12 protein-coding genes are annotated in these 23,219 nt (G+C 65.6%); 6 read left to right on the top strand and 6 right to left on the bottom strand.

The window, feature by feature from the left end:
- Positions 1 to 11: 11 nt before the first annotated feature.
- Entirely contained in the window at positions 12 to 986 is a 975-nt protein-coding gene (locus tag RY1_RS23775; RefSeq protein WP_072806510.1) for a sigma-70 family RNA polymerase sigma factor, read from the bottom strand.
- 170 nt (positions 987 to 1,156) lie between these two features.
- On the opposite strand from RY1_RS23775, the gene RY1_RS23770 reads away from it, so the two are divergent.
- Positions 1,157 to 2,131, top strand: a complete 975-nt coding sequence (locus RY1_RS23770; protein WP_072806552.1) for a RelA/SpoT-related domain-containing protein — start codon at positions 1,157 to 1,159, stop codon at positions 2,129 to 2,131.
- A gap of 4 nt (positions 2,132 to 2,135) precedes the next feature.
- On the opposite strand, the gene RY1_RS23765 is transcribed toward RY1_RS23770, so the two are convergent.
- Together RY1_RS23765 and RY1_RS23760 are read right to left on the bottom strand one after the other, a co-directional pair.
- Positions 2,136 to 3,551, bottom strand: a complete 1,416-nt coding sequence (locus RY1_RS23765; protein WP_072806551.1) for a PLP-dependent cysteine synthase family protein — start codon at positions 3,549 to 3,551, stop codon at positions 2,136 to 2,138.
- Between the two features lie 184 nt (positions 3,552 to 3,735).
- Complete coding sequence (locus tag RY1_RS23760) at positions 3,736 to 3,963, bottom strand: DUF2510 domain-containing protein (RefSeq protein WP_072806550.1); 228 nt, start codon at positions 3,961 to 3,963, stop codon at positions 3,736 to 3,738.
- A 190-nt stretch (positions 3,964 to 4,153) separates the two neighbouring features.
- Between RY1_RS23760 and RY1_RS23755 the strand changes: the two genes are divergently transcribed.
- The 4 genes from RY1_RS23755 (at position 4,154) to RY1_RS23735 (ending at position 14,290) form a co-directional block, all read left to right on the top strand.
- Positions 4,154 to 5,611 (top strand): DUF2079 domain-containing protein, encoded by a 1,458-nt coding sequence (locus tag RY1_RS23755; RefSeq protein WP_072806509.1) that lies wholly within the window; start codon positions 4,154 to 4,156, stop codon positions 5,609 to 5,611.
- A gap of 189 nt (positions 5,612 to 5,800) precedes the next feature.
- Entirely contained in the window at positions 5,801 to 11,260 is a 5,460-nt protein-coding gene (locus tag RY1_RS23750; protein ID WP_072806549.1) for a glutamate synthase-related protein, read from the top strand.
- 40 nt (positions 11,261 to 11,300) lie between these two features.
- Entirely contained in the window at positions 11,301 to 13,088 is a 1,788-nt protein-coding gene (locus RY1_RS23745; RefSeq protein ID WP_072806508.1) for a sulfite reductase subunit alpha, read from the top strand.
- Between the two features lie 248 nt (positions 13,089 to 13,336).
- On the top strand, positions 13,337 to 14,290 hold the full coding sequence (locus RY1_RS23735; RefSeq protein ID WP_245819905.1) for a TY-Chap domain-containing protein: 954 nt from the start codon (positions 13,337 to 13,339) through the stop codon (positions 14,288 to 14,290).
- Here the strand turns inward: RY1_RS23735 and recD are convergent.
- From recD to recC, 3 genes are read right to left on the bottom strand one after another with little or no spacing between them, the layout of a single operon-like run.
- Positions 14,252 to 16,117 (bottom strand): exodeoxyribonuclease V subunit alpha, encoded by a 1,866-nt coding sequence (recD, locus tag RY1_RS23730; RefSeq protein ID WP_072806506.1) that lies wholly within the window; start codon positions 16,115 to 16,117, stop codon positions 14,252 to 14,254. The genes RY1_RS23735 and recD overlap by 39 nt on opposite strands.
- Positions 16,114 to 19,389: a UvrD-helicase domain-containing protein gene (locus RY1_RS23725; protein ID WP_072806505.1), complete on the bottom strand. Its 3,276-nt coding sequence runs from the start codon at positions 19,387 to 19,389 to the stop codon at positions 16,114 to 16,116. The genes recD and RY1_RS23725 overlap by 4 nt, the downstream gene beginning before the upstream one ends.
- Entirely contained in the window at positions 19,386 to 22,655 is a 3,270-nt protein-coding gene (gene recC, locus RY1_RS23720) for an exodeoxyribonuclease V subunit gamma (RefSeq protein WP_072806504.1), read from the bottom strand. The genes RY1_RS23725 and recC overlap by 4 nt, the downstream gene beginning before the upstream one ends.
- A gap of 149 nt (positions 22,656 to 22,804) precedes the next feature.
- Here recC and RY1_RS23715 point away from each other — a divergent pair, with 149 nt between their 5' ends.
- Positions 22,805 to 23,218, top strand: a complete 414-nt coding sequence (locus RY1_RS23715; RefSeq protein WP_072806503.1) for a nuclear transport factor 2 family protein — start codon at positions 22,805 to 22,807, stop codon at positions 23,216 to 23,218.
- Position 23,219: the final 1 nt, after the last annotated feature.

Raw genomic sequence — 23,219 nt, 5'->3', positions numbered from 1 at the left:
CCCGCCTCTGTTCACAAGTGGTCGGGCAGTCCGAACCGCTCGAACAGACTCAGATCGAAAAAGCACGCAACATGCGAGACCTTGCCTTCGCGGATGTCGACGACGTGTAGCTGAAACGCACGGTGGACACCCGAGGGGTCCCGCATGTACAGCCCGTAGGCCGGTTGGCCGTTGGCGGAGGTGGCGACCATTCGCATGTCGCCTGCGCGCTTCGCCGGACAGTTTCCGCGGATGAGGGTTCCGATGTTCTCGCCGCCCTGGTACCACCCGGCGAAGGGCGGCATTTCCCAGACTGCGTCCTGGGTGAACAGCTCCACCAACTGGGCGATGTCGTAGTTCTCGAAACTGTCGACGTACTTCTTCAGCAACTCCTGTGTCTGCGCCGAGTCCGGTTCGATGACACCGTCCTCGGTCGGCGCGATCTCCTCCAGCTGTGCACGTGCACGCTGAAGAAGAGAGTTGACGGCCGTGGTGGTCGTCGCGAGTGCCTCGGCGACTTCGGAGGCCTTCCACTGAAGCACCTCGCGCATCAGCAACGCAGCGCGTTGCCGCGCCGAAAGATGTTGCAGTGCTGCGACAAAAGCGAGCCGGATCGACTCGCGGCCGACCACGATGTTGGCAGGATCACCGGACTCGGATATTTCCGAGTCGGCGATCGGTTCCAACCAGGCGATCTCGTGACGCTCGACGAGATCGTCGGTCGGATCGGAGCTGGGAGCGCCGAGACCGGTGGGCAACGGACGCTTGGACTTGCCCTCCAACGCTGTCAGGCACGTGTTGGTGGCGATCCGGTACAGCCACGTCCGCATCGAGGACCTGCCCTCGAACTTGCTGTATCCACGCCACGCCCGGATGTAGGTCTCCTGCACGAGATCTTCGGCGTCGTGGATCGACCCCGTCATTCGATAACAATGCGCGAGCAATTCCCGCCGATAGGGGTCGAACTGCGCAACGAACGCGTCACCCTCAGCAACCGTGGCCGTCATGCCCACGAGAATAGTGCGCTGGTTCGAGGTATGTATACGGCTGGATCGATCTCGATGCCGCCGCGTGGGGGCCACCCTCCCGCGCCGTGCACGGTTTCGATGACGCTGATCCGGGAGGTGCTGCGTTAGCCTTCTGTGTCGTAAGTTTCGCAATCATGGGAGCCATCACGATGACAGCCTCGACATCGATCGACGATCTCGTCGACGAGCTGTATCTGCAGCGCGGCCGTGCGTGGCAGGCCGCATTGGTCACCGCCCAGAACTTTCTCGAAACCATCGCCGACGAAATTCTCGACAATGTCGACCGGGATCGCCTCAACGCACAGACCGCCCGTATCAAGGACCCGGTCCGAGCCGCCGACAAACTACGCCGCAGGATCGCAGAGGGTCGCATCGACGAACCGAGTGATGTGGACGATGTCGTCGACGCGCTCAGCGACCTGATCGGAATCAAGGTTCTGTGCAAGAGCCCGCGAGATTTCCACGCCTTCGTCGACGCACTGGAGAGCGCATGTAACGACCCGGAGTGTTCGGTTCGATTCGCCAAGGACCCGATGAACTACGTCGAGTTCCCCAAGCCGAGTGGATACCGCGCCTATCACGCAGTCCTGCTGGTCCGGGTCGCAACACATCAAGGCGATCTCGACGTCAAAGTGGAGGTGCAGGTCAAGACCAGACTGCAGGACGCGTGGGGCGAGCTCACCCACGAGGACATGTACAAGCCGGGTGAAGCACTCAAGCCGTCGAAGCAGCACGAGAACCAGGCACGGCAGATGGCGGAGTTGCTTCTGCAGGTCGATCTCATGGCCGACGAGCTCGCGGCGCAACTCGACTCGCAGACGGCGGATTCCAAAGACGCTGTCGTACAGCCGACACCGGTACCGAAGGATTCCGAGATCATCTCGGCTCGCGTGACCAGGACAGGGCCGCGGTATGCACTCGCCGTGGGACCCGACGGTCGGCGCGGACTCATCCCTGCCAGGTCGGTCAAGGCGGTCATCGGCGCCAAGGATCGCATCAGCGTCGACGATTATCTCCAGATCGGGGACATGGTCCGGGTGGTAGTAGAGGACACCGACGATGCCCTCTACTACCACCTGTCGTCACAGCCGCGATCGAAGAAGGGCCGCAAACGAAACCGTTGACGGCCTAGGACTCGCCCGCCTGCAGATCGGCCGCGCTGATCGAACCGACGACCGAACCCGAGCTCGCAACAACGACGGCTCGCCGGTCGCCACCGGCCCTGGACACTGCGGCGTCGACGGTCTCGAACGCGCCGACGACGGCCAGCGCCGCGGACACGTGGTTCGTCACCGGATCGGTCGTCAGGGCGTCGAGCAGATTCTTCCGTTCGACGGCTCCGGTGATTTCGGCGACCACTGTCGGTCCTGGTGTCGCCCTTGCAAGCACGACGGGTAGTTCTTCTCGTCCGTCGAGGAGCGCCAACGCCTCCCCTACCGTGGCATCGGCCGGTACGGCGAACGGGACACGTGTGTCGATCGGCAGATCCTCCACAACGCGAGAACCGCTCGTGCGTGTGTCGAACCCGAGCCGGGCGACCCAGTCGTCGTCGAAGTACTTCGACAGGTAGGCACGCCCCGAGTCCGGGATGAGTACGACGACCACGGCATCCGGCGGCAGCGTCCGGGCATGGCGCAGCGCTGCTGCCACCGCGGTTCCACCCGATCCGCCGACGAGTAGCCCTTCGGTGCGAGCGAGCGAGCGAACGGTGTCGATCGACTCCCGGTCGGCGACGGTGACGAACTCGTCGACGACGGTCCGGTCGTACGAGTCGGGCCAGATGTCTTCCTCGCTGTCCGGATGTACGAAGTGACCGATGGACTCCACGTAATAGGCACGGCCGTCGCCGCCGCTGTACCTCGAGGTTTCCGGATCGGCACCGATGACCCGTACGGCGCCTCCCGACACCTCCTTGAGAAACTTTCCGGTACCGCTGATCGTGCCACCGGTCCCCACTCCTGCCACGAAATGTGTTATTCGCCCCTGGGTCTGGCGCCACAGTTCGGGGCCCGTCGTCACGTAGTGCGCACCCGGATTCGCGGGATTGTCGTACTGCCCTGCAAGCCAACCGCCGTCGATCTCGTCGGCGATGCGCCGAGCCACGTTGCGCACGTGGTCCGGATGATGGGTGGGCAGCGCGCCCTTGGTAACACGGACGTCGGCGCCGTGAGCGCGTAGGAACGAGATCTTCTCGGCGCTCGACTTGTCCGGAACCACCACGATGGTGCGGTACCCACGGGAGGCGGCGACGACGGCAAGACCGATTCCTGTGTTGCCCGACGTACCCTCGACGACGGTTCCACCCGGTCGCAGATCGCCGCTGAGCTCGGCTGCGTCGATCATCGCGCGCGCGGCGCGGTCCTTGACGCTTCCGCCGGGATTGAGAAATTCCAGCTTGGCGTATACCGCTGCCTCGATGCCCTCGGTCACGCGATTGAGTCGAACGAGTGGCGTGTTGCCGATTGCATCCGCAACGGATGCGTACACGTTCAATTCCGCGGACGACACCGAATCCGGTGTCGACGGTGCGGTTCCGGCGGTCATCGCGGAACGCTCGCCGAAAAGTCGAGTCGCGAATCGGTGTTGTGCATCCTGATGAGTCCTCTTCGAATTCTCTACCGCGGTCACGGTCGGGGCCGGCCCTCGCCCCCGGACTCGAGCATCGTCCACGCCGCAGTCGTGGGCAATGATTGAACTCAGCGTGGATAAAACGCGTGTCGGCCGATCGCTAGGTCAGTTCTCGCCGCGACGTCTTCCGTGTCGGCACCCGCCCGTCGAAGTAACGCAGCAGCGTCTCGTCGCTGGCGTCCGGATACCAGCCAGGCGCGATTCTCGTTTTCGTGCGCCTGCTCGGCGACCGCCGTTCGCTGCGCACCACCATCACCACGAATCCTGCGACCACTGCTACCGATGCCAACGCCACGATAGTGATGACGACGATCTGAAAAAAATCCATGAAATTCGGCCCCCGCCCGTACCTTCGTGCACCCTTCGACCCGTCGACTCCCCATCGATCCGGGTTCCCGAGCGTCGATACTGGCATACCGCCGCGCATCGAGCGCAACGACGGGCCGGTCGGGTGTGCGATGTCTCCGACCTGCGGCTCTCAGGTTCGTCCTATGTCGATCCGGTAGACACCAATTCCTGTGACAGCCACCGAAGCATCCCAGCTCACGACGGTCGACTCGATCCACATTCACCCGGCGAGCAACCGTCTGCGTCCGCTCCTCACCGCCGACCTGCTCGTTCCGGCGGCTGCGTTTCTGGTGTTGGCTCCGATGTATGCGGCGCTGTCGGTCATGGGGCACCGCCAACTACGGACTTCGGGATTCGATCTGGGCATCTTCGTGCAACAGGTGTCGTCCTACGCTCATCTACGTGCCCCGACGTCGGATCTGCTCGGGACCGGCTACAACACGCTCGGTGATCACTTCTCGCCTGTGACTGCACTTCTGGCGCCCGTGTACCGCCTGTTTCCGTCGCCTGAAACGCTGCTGATCGCGCAGGCAGTGCTGTTCGCCGCCGCTGCGATCCCACTCGTACGCTGGGCGGTCCGCGAATTCGGGACGGTTGTCGGCGTGGTCGTTGCGGTTGCCTACGGTCTGTCGTGGGGTGTGCAAGCTGCGCTGAACTTCGATTTCCACGAGATCGCCTTCGCGATGCCGCTCCTGGCCATGTCACTGGTGGCTCTCGGCCATCGGCGGTGGCATTCAGCTCTGCTGTGGGCCCTGCCTCTGGTCTTCGTCAAGGAAGACATGGGTCTGACGGTTGCGGTGATAGGCGGGCTGGTGGCCTTCTGGACGGCCGGACGGACCCGCGTGCTCGGCCTGCTGACCGTCGCCTGGGGTCTCGGATGGGTCGCCCTGGCGGTGAAAGTGATCATTCCGCTGCTCAGTTCCAACGACTCCTACGGCCAGGGCTCGAAGATGCCGCCGATCGGATCGGGAATCGCGGACACCGCACACGGGCTCGTCGCGGGAGATTCCCGAGCGGCCACCGCGTTTCTGCTGCTCGCCGTCACGGCATTCGCCGCGCTCCGGTCGCCGCTCCTGCTGGTCGCCGTGCCCACGGTGGCATGGCGATTCCTCAGCGACAATTCCAACTTCTGGAAGCCGATATTCCACTACAACGCGATCCTGATGGTCGTCGTCTTCGCCGCGCTCATCGATGCAGTGGCGCGCAGCAGGCGTCATGGGCAGATCTCCGAGCGCGGCCAGCGGACGATCTTCTCGGCGGTCGCCGTTTTTGCTGTCGCGGCTCTACCCTTCCTCCCGATCGCACGCCTCGCCACCGCCGACGGGTGGCATACCGATCCGCAAGCAATCGAAGCAGCCGACATCGCGTCGTCGATCCCGGAGGGCGAGACGATCGCGGCGTCGAACAATCTCGTGCCCCAGTTCGTCGCAACACACGACGTCTCGGTGTTTCCGCAGCGACCGACCGACACGACGACTCCTGACTGGATTGTGGTCAATCGCGCGGTACCCGCGGGCTGGCCGACCGACGAGGCAGGCGACGAGAAAGCGATCTCGATGGCGTTGGCGTCGGGCTACGAGGTTCGATCCGAGATCGATGGGATCGAAGTCCTGGAGAAAGTGTCGTAGTCGCACCCTCCCTGCCAGCACGGATTCGGACGAATTGACAAAGGCTAGCCTTATCTTAGTAGTCTGACCTTTCCGGGTGCCGCTTCATCGAAGCAGCGACGCCCTGCCCTGACGGCCGATGTGTCGTCGTCGAGTCGTGCGCCCGATCTTTCTCGTCCGCGCATGCATGGACAGGGAGGAGGCGGACACATGCACGACGCTGTGGTCGGCTTGTACGATCCGTCGCTGGATTCCGACAGCTGTGGAGTCGGCTTCATCACGCGCAAGGACGGTGTTCAGTCGCACGATGTGCTGATCAAGGCACGAGAAGCACTGTGCTCGGTCCCGCACCGCGGCGGCATGTCCGCCGAGGGCGTCGGCGACGGCGGCGGAGTCTCGGTCGACCTGTCGGTGAACTTCTTCCGCCGCATCACCGATCGCCCGAGCCTGGAACTCGGACGCTTCTGCGTCGGGAATTTCTTTCTGCCCGACGACAAGTCGCAGCACTCACGTGCGATCGAACTGATCCACCGCGCGATGATCGACCGCGGCTTCACGCCGCTGACCGTTCGCGAGGTCCCGGTCGACAACTCCGTGATCCGCCCTGCGGCAGTGAAATACCAGCGCTCGATCCGTCAGTGGATCTGGGAGGTGCCCCGGCCGCGCCCCGAGCCCGCTGCACTCGACCGGCTGATCCACGAGGCACTGCTGCACATCGAATCGATCGCATTCACCACCCCTGAACTGGCCGGGCTGTACCCGCTCTCGCTGAGCGCTCGCACGCAGGTCCTCAAGGGCCGCTTGAACTCCGACGAGGTCGTGCCCTACTTCCGCGATCTCGTCGATCCAGCCCACGCCGTCCACACGATCTTCTTCCATACTCGCTTCTCCACCAACACCGATCCGCATCCGACGATGGCGCAGCCGTTCCGATTCATGGCTCACAACGGAGAACTCAACACCGACAAGAAGAATCGCCTCGCCGAGGCCGCTGTTGCCAGTGCCAAGCGCCGTGCGATCGTTCGCCCGCCGGGCCAGTCCGACAGTTGTCGACTCGACCAGACCGTGCAGGCCCGCGTCATCGAGGACAGCGTGGAACTGGTCACCGCCGTCGTCTCGATGATGCCCCCGGCCTGGGAGAACGACTACACACTCTCTCCCGCGGTGCGGGCGATGTTCGAGTACTTCTCGCTGTACGAGGAGAAGAACGACGGACCGGCCGCGCTCGTCTTCGGCGACGGCACCGTCATCGGAGCGCGTCTCGACCGGCTCGGCCTGCGCCCGCTGCGCACAGTCGAGACCAACGACTACCTGTGCACATTCTCCGAAGCAGGACAGGTTCGGTTCCCACCGGAGACGATCACCCACCGCGGACGCGTCGAGGCAGGAGGAATGATCTACTTCGATCATCGCGACAAGCACACCTACACCACCGGTGAAGCATTCGAAAGGATTGCCGCAGAACGTGATTACGCCGCGCTGCTGAACACGGCGCGGGTCGGCCTCGACGACCTGACCGCAGCCGCCGACGACATCGCCGACGCGTATGCCGGTGACCTGGAACGCCACCAGCGTTACGTCTCGTATTCGCTCGATCAGGAGAGCTTCAAGTTCCTGATGGATCCGATGCTCGCCAACGGGGTCGAACGAGTGTCCGCGATGGGCTACGGCAATGCCATCAACGCACTGACCGACCGCGAAGGCGGTATGGCCAAGTACTTCTCACAGCGATTCGCACAGGTGACCAACCCGCCGCTGGACAGCATCCGCGAAGCGGACGGTATGACGCTTCGGGTCTCGCTCGGCCCGAAACCGAATGTCGGTGGTCCGCCCTCTCGTCAGATCGTGGCCCCGTCGCCCATCCTGTCGAGGTCGGATCTGCGGCTCCTTACCGAGCAGAGTGTCACTCCCGTACAGCGTTTCGACATGCTGTACCGATCGGTGGACACGGACAGCGCTGCCAACGAGCGTGCTCTGGTCGATGCGGTGGCCGCGCTCGCCGACGCGGTGGTGCGATTCGCGCGCGGAGGGGGCATCGCCATCCTCGGCGATCGCGACATCACCCGCGAGTGGGCTGCGCTTCCTGCCATCGCTGTGGTCTCGTTCGTCAACCAACGACTCATCGACGCCGGCGTCCGACTGCGAGTGTCACTCGTCGTCGACAGCGGGCAGATCTCGTCCTCGCATCATGTCGCCGCCGTACTCGGGTTCGGTGCTTCCGCCGTTCACCCGTCGACGGTTCGCCTGCGGGCGGAGGAGAAGTTCGCTGCAGACCCCGACGTCGCCTTCGCGAAGTTCGTCAAGGCCGCCGAGAAGTCACTCATGAAGACGATGGGCCGCGTCGGGTTGTGCACCGTCGAAAGCTACATCGGTGGTGAATTCTTCGAACCGAACTTTCTGGACACATCCGATCCCGTTCTGTCGCAGTGGTTCCCCAACATGAAGTCCCCGGTGGGCGGGGTCGGATTCGCCGCCGTCGCAGCCAGCGTCGCCCACTGGCATGCCCACGCCCGAGCGGTGACCGGCGAAGCGGACCTGCCGAATCTGGGATTGTTCAAGGAGCGCGCAGACGGCGCCGGGCATTCGTTCGGCACGACCTCGGTTCGTGGCTTCGTGGAGCTGACGAAGGAGAAGATCGCCTTCGCCCCGACCGAGACCGATCGCGCACACACCGATGCGCTGCGCCTGCTCACCATCACCAAACTCGGCGACTCGTACGGACTCGACGCCCATGCCTACTCCTCGACGAGCTTCGATCGACTCACCGAAGCACAGATCGACGCGGCCGAGATCACTGCCGACTACCGCTCGTTCGTGCGATCGCTGGACGAGGAACGCTCGGCTCGCCCTGTCGCGCTCCGAGACGTACTGGCAACTCCGGCGGACCTCACGCGATGCGCGTCGGCGGAGGAGTTCGCGGCGGAGCTCGGCCGATTCGACATCGGCGGAAACATCAGCATCCTCGTACGCGGACTCGCGGTGCACACCGTCGCGGCCGACACGTTCGCCGTCCGGATCGGTGATCACGACGCGATGCGAGTCCGTGCATTCGGGGACGCGCTCACCCTGATGTTCGGCGAGCAGATCCGCACCGACACTTCCGACAACGGACTTCGCGTCGTCACCTCCGGATCCGCGTCCGGCTTCTTCGCGAAGTTGACATCGGCGCCGCCGAGCATCGCGCTCAGGGACGTCCAGCAGGCACGGGAGATCACCTCCTTGCTCGCATCGGGCGCGATGAGCCACGGCGCGCTCAACGCAAACGCCCACGAGGCGGTCGCGCACGGTACCAACATGGTCGGCGCGATGTCGAACAGCGGCGAAGGCGGCGAACACATCTCGCGCTACGGCACCGTTCGCGCGTCGAGGATCAAGCAGTTCGCGTCGGGGCGCTTCGGCATCTGGGCGGGCTACCTCGCCGATCCGATGCTCGAGGAGATCGAGATCAAGATCGGCCAAGGGGCCAAACCAGGTGAGGGCGGGCAGCTGCCCGCACCCAAGGTCACCGTCGACATCGCGGCCGCACGCGGCGGCACTCCTGGCGTCGAACTCGTCTCTCCCCCACCACATCACGACACCTACTCGATCGAGGATCTCGCGCAGCTCATCCACGACTGCAAGGCCGCGCGCATCCGCGTGATCGTCAAACTCGTGTCCTCGGAAGGCATCGGCACGATCGCCGTCGGTGTCGCCAAGGCAGGCGCCGACGTCATCAACATCGCAGGCAACACCGGCGGCACCGGCGCGGCATCGGTCACCAGCCTCAAGTACGCGGGGCGCGCCGCCGAGATCGGTCTGTCCGAGGTACATCAGGCACTGTGCGCCAACGGACTTCGCCAGAAGGTGATTCTCCGATGTTCCGGCGCACACCAGACCGGACGTGACGTTCTCACCTCGGCACTGCTCGGCGGCGACAGCTTCGAGTTCGGTACGACCGCCCTCATGATGATGGGCTGCGTCATGGCGAAGAACTGCAACGTCAAATGTCCCGCGGGCCTGACGACCAATCCCGAGGTGTTCGACGGCGATCCGCGATCGCTGGCGCAGTACCTGCTCAACATCGCACACGAAACCCGTGAGCTGCTGGCCGAACTCGGAATGACATCGCTGCGGGAGGCTCGTGGACGGGTGGATCTGCTGCACCTGCTGGCTCATCCGGCGACGGTCGGCGCGCTCGACGTGCGGGCGATGCTGACGGTGGTCACGGACACCGTCGTCGAGAACCCGGTGTACCTCGAACGCGAATACGGCATCGACGACATGCTGCTCGCCGAGGTGCGCAGTGCGCTCATCGATCGCCGCGAGGAATTCGTGGTTCCGGGAGAGAACACACACCTCGGAAATCTGAACAAGAGCGTCGGCGGTCAGTTGGCGATCGACATCGAGCGCATGCTCAATCACGAACTGCCGGTGGCCGAGACCGAGGCGATGCCGTCGGTGCTGACCGACGATCGCGGCAGGCGGTACCTCGCGCCACGGACGGTCGACGTTCGCACGTACGGCGCCGCAGGATTGTCTTTCGCGGCGTTCTGCAACGACGGCATGGTGATGGATCACACCGGCACGTGCAACGACGGCGTCGGCAAGTCGATGAGCGGCGGATCCGTCGTCGTACGGTCTCCGGGTGGCGGATCACCCGAGGCAGGGGGCAACGTGCTCATCGGCAATTTCGCGCTGTTCGGCGCCACGGGTGGACGTGCCTTCGTCGAGGGCGAATCCGGTGACCGCTTCGGCGTCAGGAACTCGGGCGCGACGGCCGTCGTCGAAGGCGTCGGCGATTTCGCGTGCGAGTACATGACCGGTGGGGCCGTGCTCAACCTCGGCGGATTCGGCAAGGGCGTCTGCAACGGCATGAGCGGCGGGTTCTTCTACCAGTACGACCCGAATCGCCTGCTCCCGCTGCGTGCCAGTGCCGACTCGGTGCTGCTCGGATCGATCACCGCGGGAGACGAGCAAGCCGAGATCCACAACCTCACGGTGCGGATGCTGCTCGAGTGGCACGTCGAGGCGACCGGTTCGGCGTCGGCGACGCGCGTGCTGCAGAACTGGGAGGTCGAGCAGCATCACTTCGTGTACGCGATGCCGCGCGCGTTGCTGCTGTACCAGGACAGCGACGCGATTCTGGGGGCCAAGAGCCGCAAGGAGTTGCTCGACGAACTCGCCGGGGCACTGGCCGTGCAGCAGGTCCGCTCCTACAAGCTGAGCGTGCGCGAACGCATTCCGGTCCTCGGCGGATCGGTGCCCGGATACGGCGAAACGGATACCGCTACGGTCTACGCACTGCTCAACCAGTACACGGTCCAGCATTACGCCAACTCGATTGCACTCACGCGCGTACCGGGGGCGAGCACGCACGACGACCCTGCCGTGCTCGCTGCCGCTCGAAACCTCGTGCTGACCGAGGACTTCACCCTCGTCGCGCGACTCGTGCAGTACGCGAAGGATGTGCTGGCCGGCTACGACGACGAACAGCTTGCGGCGTTGATCGGCGCAAAACGCGTCGACGACTACAAACAGGCGCTGACGGCTCGCAACGTCCGCTCGACGGACAGCCCCGCAACATACGGCTGGATTCTGTACCAGGACGCCAAGAACCGCGGAAAGCTCGGCACGCTACCGAGTTTCGACGAACTGTTCGCCGTCCGGGCCGTCCCCGACCTGGTGTCCTAGAGACAACCTGGCGTCCTAAAGAAAGAGAAGCGACATTTCCGTGCCGATCCCCTTCATCCCCGATGATGCGCCGTTCACCGGCGATCAACGCGCGTGGCTCTCCGGTTTCCTCGCCGGATTGCACTCGCGGCTGGCCATGCCGACGATCGCAGGCACAGCGGCAGAACCTGTCACCGGTGCCGCAGCCGTGCCACTGCACATTCTCTACGGCAGCCAGACCGGCAATGCCGAGGGTCTCGCCCAGGATGCCGCCGATCTCGCTCGCCGACACGGCCTCGAACCGCACGTAGCGTCGCTCGACGCCCTCGACATGAACGCGCTGGCGGCGATGCGTCGACTTCTGATTGTGACCTCCACCTACGGCGAGGGCGAGATGCCGGACAATGCCCAGTTGTTCTGGGATGCCATCGCCGCCGACTCGGCGCCGAGGTTGGAGGGCCTATACTTCGCGGTCATGGCATTGGGGGACACCGGCTACGACGGCTACTGCAAAGCGGGCAAGGACATCGACGCGCGGCTCGGAGCGCTCGGGGCTACCCGCACTGCCGACCGCGTGGATTGCGACGTCGAGTACGAGGATGCGGCGGCAGCATGGCTGTCGACGGCGGTTCCTGCCATCGCAGCCGTCGACGGCGTTCCCGAGGCTTCTGCAGCCGTACCTGCGGCTTCCGCTCCTACGCCGGCCAAAGTGCCGTCCAAGAGGTCCCCGTGGAACCGGAAGAACCCGTACCGGGCGACGGTCCTGGCCAATCGTGTCCTCTCCGGCGCCTCGTCGTCCAAGGAAGTGCGGCACTACGCGTTCGCACTCGGCGACAGCGGGCTCGTCTACGAGGCAGGCGACGGGTTGGGCGTCAAACCGGTCAACAATTCGGAGTTGGTCGACGCCCTGATCGGCCGTCTACGGGTCGCCCCGGACACCACGGTGACCGTCAAGGGATCCGAGCAGCGTCTCGACGAGCTGCTCACGCATTCGTACGAGATCGGCGTGCCGTCGCTCGACCTCATCGAGGCGATCGCCGAACGCTCGGGCGACGACGAACTCCAGCATGTTCTGTCCACCGGCGACCGCGAGTCGCTCGACGCGTGGACGTGGGGCAAGGACGTGCTCGACGTCCTGGCACTCGATACGACTCTCGCGCTCGACCCGGCGGAACTCCTCGCACTGCTGCGGCCCCTGCAGCACCGCGTCTACTCCATCTCGTCCTCTCCGCTCGCGCACGACGGCACCGTGCACCTGACGGTCGCCAGCGTTCGCTATCGGTCCGCCGAGCGTGATCGCGGCGGCGTCTGTTCGACCTTTCTGGCCGATCGGGTCGCCGAGGGCGAGAGCGCCGGGGTGTTTCTCTCACCCAACAAATCCTTCCGGCTGCCCGCCGACGACGACGTTCCTGTCGTCATGATCGGCCCCGGCACCGGCATCGCACCGTTCCGCGCTTTCCTGCACGAGCGGCGGGCGCGCAACGCACCTGGACGCAACTGGCTGTTCTTCGGCGACCAACACCGGGCAAGCGACTACATCTACGAGGACGAGCTGAACGCACTGTCTCGTGACGGTGTACTGAGCCGACTCGACCTGGCGTTCTCGCGCGATCAGACCGAGAAAATCTACGTCCAGAATCGCATGCGAGAAGCAGGCAAGGAGCTGTACGGCTGGCTCGAGGAGGGCGCACACCTCTACGTGTGCGGAGACGCGACACGCATGGCGAAGGACGTCGACGCGGCACTGCACGACATCGTTGCCGAACACGGCGGCCGAACGTCCGATCAGGCCGAGGACTACGTCGCCGAACTGAGGCGCGGCAAGCGCTATCTACGCGACGTCTACTGACGCGCGCCGAACACAGATCGCACCGGGAGATAACCCGCCATTGCTCTGTTGTCTTCACACGGACCCGGGGCGATGGACGCCGTCGTCGCGAGAGTCCGGGAAGAGATCGTCGCGTCGCCGTAGACCGCCATCGGGTAGCTGCCTCGCCGACCGGACGTGCGCTTGACGAACTTTGTCGGACCCACCCGCTATCTTTCGATTTGCAGATCTTCGAGTGCACAGTCGTGGCGATCGACGAAGGAGCGCAAGTGGGTGCTGGACCGTACGTGGATTCCGGACCGCAGGTCAGTGGTGGTCGCGGGGACGGATTCGACGCTGTCGTGTCGGAGGCATGGCAGCGGTTCGAGGCCAACCTGGGATCGTACGTCGCATCGATGCCCGGCGGCAGCTACATCACCATCACCTCCGCGCAGGCGTCACACGGGCAGCGCGGTCAACGTCCGTACGTCGATGTGGTGGCCCTCGAATCCGAGCAGATGGTGTGTGTGGCGGCGCTCCCGTCCTACCTCTACCCGGACAGCCCCGACCACACGACGTCGGACCGGCTACTGCACGGTCTCGGCTGGTCCGAGCCAGGCAAGCCGACCGCCGACGGCACCGTCATGGACTACACACTCGACGGCACCAAAACCGAGGCTCGTCTGCTCGCGACCGTGGCGGTGGCCACCTTTCGTGAGGTCTGGAACGTGCCACATCCGTCGTTCCTCAGCGCGTGGACGGTCGGGCCTACCAGCACGTCGGGACGGGTCCGGACGGGAAGCGGGCCTGCGGCATTGCAGTACGTGGAACTGAACGATCCGTCTCCCCGAGCGAGCCCGATCCCCCCGGCCCCGTCCATTTCCCAAGCTCCCTCCATTTCCCAAGCTCCCTCCATTTCCCAAGCTCCCTCGGTCGACTCGCTTCCCGTGCACCTGCGGTCGTTGCACACGTTCTGCGAACTCGTCGGATCCCGAGTCGATGCCGCGACGGTCGCATCGGTGTGCGGGGGCGCGGATGTGGCCGAACTCCACGAGATCGCGTGGGCGCACGCCCGCAACTGTGCCGCTCACGCAGATCGGTGCCGCGCGGACGGGTCCGGCACCGCATGGCGCGTGTGGCGGCGACAGGCACGGTCGTGGCAGCACACTGCGGACAGCCTTCGGATGGTCGACGACGCCAGGTCCTCACGGCCGGATCGTCCGGCGAAGTCCACTGGCTCGTAGTACCTGCCGTTCGACTCCAGCCCGTACCGCGTCCTCGGTGCCGATGATGCGCACATGCTTACGGGCGCGTGTGATGGCGGTATACAGAAGTTCTCGTGTCAGCAGCGACGACGCCTGGGCGGGCAGCATCACCGACACGGTGTCGTACTGACTTCCTTGACTGCGGTGGATGGTCATCGCGTACACCGTCTGCACCGACGACAGCACGTTCGGATGCACGAGCAGCGGTTCGGCGCCGCGTTGAAAGGCAGCCATCAGGGAGCCGTCGCCGACGTCCACGACCACACCGGTGTCGCCGTTGTAGATGCGCGCCTCGTGATCGTTGGCCGTGACCAACAAGGGCTGGCCGGCGTACCAGGTCGCGGGGTCGAGGAATACGCCCGAGGCCGTACCTACCCACTCCATCGCTTGGCGTGCCCAGTTCTGCACCCCGAATGGCCCTTGGCGATGCGCACACAACAAACGGTGCCTCTCCAGTCCGGCGAGCGCACGTGCGCAGTCACCGGCACGGGCTGCCGTGGTCACGGACGATGCGGTACCGAGGATGTCCTCGTGCAGCGCCGACAGGTCGGTCGGAGCATGGAACGACAGCTGCTCGTGATCACCCTCGAGCAGTGCCATCACCTCGTCGGATCGTCCGTCCCGCACGGCGACGGCCAACTCGGCGATGGCACCACCGAACCGTCGTCCTCGGCTGAGCCGCACCACACCGCTCGCCAATCGGCCGCGTTCCATCGCGGACAGCGCAGCCTCGTTCGGGTCGTCCTGCGCGTCGAGATCGTCGGCGACCAATGCGTCGAGCTGCGGATTGTTCAGCCTGCGCACTGGGCGTGCCACCAGGTCCGCCAACACGGCACCCGCATCGACCGACGTCAGCTGGTCGGGGTCGCCGACGAGAATCAACCGCGTATCCGCGCGGACCGCCTCGAGCAACCGCGACATCATGGTCAGCGACACCATCGAGGTCTCGTCGATCACGATGACGTCGTACGGCAACCGGTTCGACGCGTTGTGCCGAAACCGGCTCTTGCTGCCGCGTTGCCATCCGAGCAGCCTGTGCAGAGTCATCGCCTTCAGATCACCCGGCAGACCGAGATGGTCGGACTGTTCGGTGACGGACTCCTGCAGTCGTGCAGCCGCTTTACCCGTCGGCGCGGCAAGGCCGATACGGATCGACGGTCCGAGCTGCCGGACGAACATCGCGAGAATTCGGGCCACCGTGTGTGTCTTGCCGGTTCCCGGTCCGCCCGCGATGACGGCCGTCCACTGCGTCGCCGCAAGTGCCGCCGCGATGCGTTGGCGATCCGGCGCGGCGGTGGGTTCGCCGCTTTCCCCGTGGAACAACGTACCGAGAAGCGCCCTCACGGCCTCCGCATCGACGGGTGGGTGCGTGAGATCACGGCTGTCCAGGACATGCCGGATGGTGCGCTCCTGCAGGAAATATCGGTCGAGGTAGAGCAGCTCCCCTTCATCGGTGTCGACGAGTCGCAGAGGGCGCAGCGGCCCTCGATCCCCTCCCACCACGAGGGGACTTGCCCGCAGACCGGCGAGCACGTCGCCCAGTTCGGGCCACGGCAGGGCGTCGACGTCGACGTCGGACTCCTCGTCGACCGTGACGTCGCGAAGGCGATGCAGGTCGAGACACACCGATCCGGAGCGCACGGCGCGTACGGCAAGCGCCGTCGCGAACAACACGTCCTCGGAGGTCTCGCCGCCGAGTGCGCCGAGCCGTAGCGCGACATGTACGTCCGCGGCGGCCAGGATGCCCGCTTGGTTGAAGGTCCGTAGCCGCCCTGTGGCTCGTTGCACGAGCTGCGCCTCGGTCATGCTGTCTCGATTCCCGCGAGTAGATCGGATACGGACGTCACGAGATCCACCGGCGGGTTCCAATCGAATATGCCACAGCCCGGCGGTGTCTCGGGGCCGACCATGCCGCGCACGAAGTGGTACTGCACTCCCCCGAGATGGCGTGCGGGGTCGTAGCCGGGCTGACGCCATCGCAGATACCGATGCAGCGCAACCGCATACAACAATGCCTGCAGCGGATAGTGCGAGCGAAGCATTTCCTGCGCCATACGATCTCGGGTGAAGTGCATGACGGTCAGATCGCCCCTCGACAGCCTGTTGGTCTTGTAGTCGACGATGACGTAGCGCCGTCCGGGTATACGAAGGACCGAGTCGATGCTGCCGGTGAGGTATCCGCGCAGCGGAGTCGATTCCAGTAGTTCGAGCTGATCGGCGTAGGAGGCCAAGGCGTCGTCCGGCGGCAGGTGTGTCCGCATCAACCTGGCGATACCGCGCAGCGTCACCGCGTGCGACACCGGTTCCTCGCCGCCGGCGAGGGGCAGCTCGAAGTCGAGTTCGGCCAAGTGATCGGACGGCGCGATGTCGGCGAGCGTGCCGAATCCGAGTGGCGTACGCAGCACCGGCAGCAATGCCGCCGCCAGGGCAGCCGGATCCACCTCGGCCAACCGTTCGTCGACGGCATCGGTGCACCTACGCAGCAGCTCCGCTTCGAGGTCGCCTGCTGCCGTGTCGAGATGCTCGAGCACCTCGTGGACCAGAGTGCCGAAGGCAGCACCGGCCGGAAGACCGATCATCGGCGACGGGATGCCGTCCAGCACGTCGTCGACCGGCGGCGCTTCCTCGGGCTCGTCGTCCTTCACCGGGTGCTCCGGCTCGCTCGAGACTCCGGGCATCTCGTGTGCCGCTGCCGTCAACGCCGAATACGAGGTACGACGCCAGTGCATGTCGAGAGTGCGCCGAAACGTCGCTGCAGCGAGTTCGCTGACCGTGCGCTCGAGGTCTGCTCGTATCCGACGCGGAACCGCGCCTCCCGCTGCCTCGACCGAGATCACACCGCCTGCGGGCGCCGCCCACGATTCGAGTTGGCGAGCAACGACAGCGTCGTCGGGCACCTTCGCCTTGTCCTCGGGCTGCGAGATCCCTGGCACGCGTGCGAACAGCAAGCGATGCAACGGCGAGATGGACGTCGAGAATGCAGGCGCCCACCACAGCACCACCTGACATTGGGCCCGCGTCAGTGCGACGTACAGCAGTCGCAGTTCCTCGCCGGCCTCCTCCTTGTCGCGCACGAGTTTGCGTGCGGCGTAACCCTGCCCGGTTCTGCCCCCGACGTCGAGGACCCGTTGACCGTCGTCGTCGTGCAGTAGCAGGGTGCTCGGGTACGGATTCTTCGACGCGTCCCACGCGTACGGGACGTACACGACCGGAAACTCGAGGCCTTTGCTGGCGTGCACGGTGGCCAACTGGACGGCTGCGGCGTCGCTGTCGAGGCGCCGACTCCGATCGGTCACGCTGCCCGACGCGGGGTCCTCGATGCGATCGGTCAACCACCGAGTCAGCGCACTCGGACCGAAGGACTCCTCCACCGCAGCCCGGTTCAGTAGCTGCGCGACGTGCCGCAGATCGGTCAAGTGCCGCTCTCCGGAACGGTATTCGAGAAGTCGCGCTTCGAGCCGTGTCTCTGCGGACACCTTCTCGAACACCGCGGCGAATCCCGCGCGGGCGAACAGCACTGCGTAGTCGCGAAACCGTGTGCTCACCTCGGCCACCGCGTCGTCACCCCGATCGTCGAGGGTCTGTGCAGTCCAGCCGAGCAACGGGGTCAGTGCCGCGAGTCGAACGCGGTCGGCGCGATGCGGCTGTTCGAGTGCCTGGAGGAACCACAGCCAGTGCGTCGCACTCGGAGTCTCGAACACGCTCGATCCACCGGCGAGAACGGACGGGACTCCCGCGTGATCCAGCGCGTCGCGGACGAGAGCGATCTGGGCCCTCGTCCGGACGAGCACCGCGATGTCGCCGGGCGTGACGACATCCGAGTGGCCGGGAAGACCGAGCGGTGTGTCGGACTCGAGCAGATCGACGATGTCCGCTGCCAGGTCGTCGGCAATCCTGTCTCGCAGCACGCCGACGGCAGGGAAGCCGGACTTGTTCAGTGGTCCGGCGCCAGTTCTCGGCAGGTACCGCACACGAAGTGGCGACGCGTCACCGATTCTGGAAGCGTCGTTACGCGACCCTACGGGGTGAGCGACGATCTCGTCGTGTCCCAGCGCTGCGCCCGCGTAGACGGTTTCGAGTGCACGCAACAATCCGGAGTCACTGCGCCAGTTGGTCTTCAGTTCGAGGTGACGATCCGCGAGCCCGACCGCGTCGAGGTAACTGAGCACCTCGGCGCCGCGAAAGGCGTAGATCGCCTGCTTCGGGTCACCGACGAGCAGCAACGTCGACGAGCCGTGGAACGCGCGTCGCAGAATGTCCCACTGCAGAGGATCGGTGTCCTGGAATTCGTCGACGAGTACCACGCGGAACCTCTCGCGCACTCGCGCGCAGGCCGCGTCACCGTGCACGGGATCGACGAGAACCCCGTGGAGAAGGCTCAGCAGGTCGTCGAAGTCACGGACACCCGCGGCCTGTTTGCGTCGCTGTACCTCCGCCCGCGCTTCCTCGGCGAACACGACACGGTGGCCCGCTTCGGTGTCCTCACCCGGCTCCGGCACCAACCGGGCCTGCCTGTCGCGCACTGCCTCTCGGGCGACCTGACGGGCATCGGCCGGGCTGATGGGCGGTTCGTAGTCCGAGCGGGAGTAGCGGCGCAGATAGATGTCGTCGACGACCTCGGCGGTCACGTCGTCGACTGCGTCGACGAGCGTCGTTTCCGGCTCCCGCTCGCCGGCGATCCCGAGTCCGTCGAGCATCCGTTGACAGAAACTGTGGGTCGTGGCGATCGTTCCGGAATCGAACTCCGACAGCGCGCGCACCAGGCGCAACCGGCGGAGAGCGACCTCGCTCTCGGGTGCGTCGGCCAGGAACTGGATCAGTGCGTCAGAGTCGGTAACAGTTGTCGGATCGCCGAGCGCGGCTGCTACCTGAGCGAAGCGGTTGCGCGTACGTTCACGCAGTTCCTGCGTCGCTGCGCGGGAGAAGGTGACCAGCAACAGCTCCGAGATGTCCGCGATCCCCTCCGCGACATAGCGGGTCGCCAGACCGACGATGGCGTACGTCTTGCCTGTTCCCGCGCTTGCTTCCAACACCGTGGTGCCGGTCGGCAGCGGTGCGAGAAGGTCGAAGTCGGTCATGGCTGCCCTTCCGTCTCGGCATCGAGCAGTGGACACCACAGGCGGCAGGCGATTGCGCCGAACACCGTCGGCTCGTCGCCCCACCGTGGGTGTTCCGGCTCGAACGCCACGTCGGTGAGGCTGGTGAACGGTGCGCCGCTGCCGTAGAGGTAGGCGATGGATTTGTCGGTGATGTCCCCGAACTTGTCGCTCCACTGTTTTTCCGCTGCTTCCATGGCCTCGGGCACCGGTGTGCCACGGAAACGCCGCTCCGCATACGTCGCCGAGGCTGTCGGACCCACGGGCAGCGGCGCGGTCAATCCCAGATCTCGCAGTTCCACCAACTGTTCGAGCTGGTCGAGTGCATCGATCGGTGCGGTGATCGTGGACCTCCAGGCGGCACGACGGCCGGGACCACGGCCGGTGGTGACCGCCTGCCATGTCCGGGAGTCGTCCTGCGCTTGTGCGGCGAGCAACCGCACCCACGCCGCCGCTCGATGCTTCGGCGCAAGCCGCGAGTACGACGTACGCACGATCGTACTGCCGTGAATTCCGTTGACCGTGCCGGTTATTCGTCTGCCCGACGCGAGAACGATCGAGATGTCCAGCACTCCGGGGTCACCGGCATGGACGTCCTGCGAGACCTCGACGAGCGCATCCACACCGCGAGTGATGTCCTGCAACTGTGTTTCCCCGAGTCTGAACGGCGGAAGTGTTCCGCGCCTCCATTCTGCGGCGCGGAAGTCGGCGACCTGCGTACCGGCGAGGCGCTCGGCCAGCATTCGATCACCGATGTCCCACTTCTGCAGGCCGTCCAACCCGATGGTGAGCGAATCCGAGACGTCGTCGTCGGTGTCGGGGACACGAATACCTATGCGTTGCTTGAGGAACGCGGCCGTCGGGTGTTCGACGAACGCGATCAACTCGCTCAGTTCGACATCGCCGGTGCCCCTGCGCGCGAGCGGCTTCGACAGGAACTCCGGTGCAGGCACCGGTTCTCGTTCGCTGGCCCTGGCCCCGGCGAGCGCTGCGCGGTCGTAACTGAGCGGGGCGCGGGGATCGAAATTGCGAGGATCGAACGGCTGCAACGGATGCCGAAGAACGACGTCGCCGCCCGCGGTGGTCCGCACGACGTCGAGCAACTCGCTCAGGGGGATGGCAGGCGGCTTGACCGCGCCGGTGACGGGGTCGGCGCCGGTGTAGAAGAGCAGGAGCTTCTCCCCCGCCGACATCACGGCGTCGAGCAGCAGTTGACGGTCCTCGCTGCGGACGTCCCGCTCACCGGGTGCGGGGTTCCTGGACAAGATGTCGTCGCCGTCGAGGCCGCCTGCGCGAGGAAAGACCTCGTCGTCCAACCCGAGCAGTACGACGACCCGGTGCGGCACCGACCGCATGGGCACCATCGTGCAGACAGTCAGCTCACCCGTCCTGAAGTTCGCGCGCGACGGGCGCCCCGCCAACGCTCGAGTGAGCATCGCGCGTACGTCGGCCAACCTCAGTACGGCCTCGTCGCCGTGTCGCGTCGCGTCCACGAGCTCGCGGAGGGCCTGGGCGCGCTGCCAGGCGTCGGCGGCAGTGGTATCGGACAACAGATCCAGCGCGCGGACCAACGCCGTACGCCACTGCGATGTCGTCTGCGGTCCCTGGAGATCACGAACGACCACCGCGAGCCTGTCGACGAACTCGGAGAGCCTGCCGGTCAGGTCGATGTCGTTGCCGTCGACGTCGTCGACGGGCAACGCCAGATCGAGCCACGCGTGCGCGGTTTCATCGGCTGCCACCCCCAGCAACAGACGATCCATCGCGAAGTTGAACGTGTTCTGGCCGAAGTCTCCTAGACCGAATCTGGCGCGCTGGCGGGAATTGATCCCCCACCGCGCCCCGGACACCTGGGTCCACTCACGTAGCCGTTCGAGGTCGTCGTCGGTGAAGCCGAATCGAAGACGAACAGGGTCCGACGCAGCGAGGTCCAACACCTGACTGGCCGTGACGCGGCCGACGGCAAGCTCGAGCACCGTCGCGATCACGGCGAGAAGCGGATTGGTCTGGCGGAGGCCACGATCGGCGAGCCGCACGCGCAGTTCGTGACCGGGGTGCCCGAGGCCGCGCTGGCCGAACGTCGCCCGAATCAGCGGCGCATAGGTTTCGACGTCGGGGCACATCACCAGCACGTCACGTGGCTCGAGCGTCGGGTCCTCGTCGAACAGATGCAGCAGCGACTCACGCAGTACTTCGACCTGACGAGGCGGGCCGTGGCACGCGTGCACCGCGATGGTCCCGTCCGGCGTCGCGGCTTCGTGAGGCGTTCTGGCGTGCGCGATGTCGGCTTGCACGCGACCGAGCAGCGTGTCGGCACTCGCGCCCTCGGGTACCACCGAATGTTCCATCGGCACATCGAGGCTCAGCAATCGTGTCTGCAGTTCCCTGACGTCACGGGCCAGGCTCGACAGCAATGGGTGCTCGATGCTCACCGCAGCGCGATCGTCGCGGCGCCGAACGATCCGAGGGCGGGTGGCGAGTGCGTCCCACAACGGTGCGCTCGGGTGCGGGATCCACATGTGCACATCGCGGTGTTCGGCGATGGCCGCGAGAACGGACAGTTGGTCGGTGGTCAGCCGGGTCGCACCGAACAGCGACAGCCTCTCGGGTAGATCGAGTCTCGTCGGATCGTCACGCAACGCTGCGCAACTGCCGGGGAGGCGCTCCGCCGGACTCGGTGTGCCGATTCGTGTGCGAACCGATCGCCACAACTCCGCCTGCCATCGCACGTCCGACGGCAGGGGTTCGCCGAGTCCGTCGGTGTCGTCGCCTGCTGCCCACTCGGCCAGCATGGTGGGGCGGTCCGAGGCGTAACTGCGGAACAAGTCGGTCAGATGCGCCGCCGTGGACCAGCGGCGACCCGTACGATGCTCGTCGACTCCGTCTCCCAGATGCGCCGCCAGCACCGAGCACCACGGCTCGCCGAGCGAGCGGTCGATCAGGTCGAGGACCGCCCACAGCACTCTGCCTCTCGACCAGGGATCGTCGTCGAGGTCGATACCGTGCACCGCGGACAGCGCCGTATCGACGACTGTTGCGGGGGAGGGAAATTCGATGTTCGCCGAGATGCCGTCGGACTGCTGCCCGCCGAGCGACATGGACAGGCGCTGCGTCAACCATCTCTCCACTCCGCGCGCGGGAACTGCGACGACCTCTGCGACGAAGGGGTCGGCGAGAGGTGTGGCGAGCACCTCGACGAGCCCTGAGGCGAGCGCACTCGATCTCGCGCCACGATGAACCCTCAGCACCGAGCCCTCAGCACCAACGTCTTCTCCCCTTCGCCGAAATGTCACCGTCGCAGAAACGATCACTTGACCCTACTCGAGCCACCGACATATTCTGCGGAGACCAATTCGCACAATGCGTGCGTTTATCGCACACACGAGAACGGCCTTCCATGATCGAGTTCGACACCGCCGTGGCCGTCCAACTCCTGTACGGACGCCAGAGCCACGCCATCGACTCCGGCCGCGCGCACGACTGGGCCGCGACGTTCACCGAGGACGGCGTCTTCGACTCCCCCAGTTACCCCGATCCCGTGATCGGGACCGCAGCGCTCGCCCGGTTCGCCCGAGGATTCTTCGACGACGCGGTCGCCGCGAGCGAGAAGCGCAGGCACGTCGTGACCGACGTTGCCGTCGAACCCGTCGCCGATGGCGAGGTTGCCGTCGACTGCTACCTGCAGATCGTGGCGACGCCGCGCGGAGGTGAGAGCAGAGTCGTGCGTTTCACGACGGTCCACGACCGCGTGGTCCGCGTCGACGGCCACTGGCGAATCGCCCATCGCCGCGTCGCACGCGACGACACTTGAT

Source organism: Rhodococcus yunnanensis NBRC 103083 (assembly GCF_001895005.1).
Lineage (GTDB): Bacteria > Actinomycetota > Actinomycetes > Mycobacteriales > Mycobacteriaceae > Rhodococcoides > Rhodococcoides yunnanense.
This window is presented reverse-complemented; position numbering and strand designations above follow the sequence as displayed.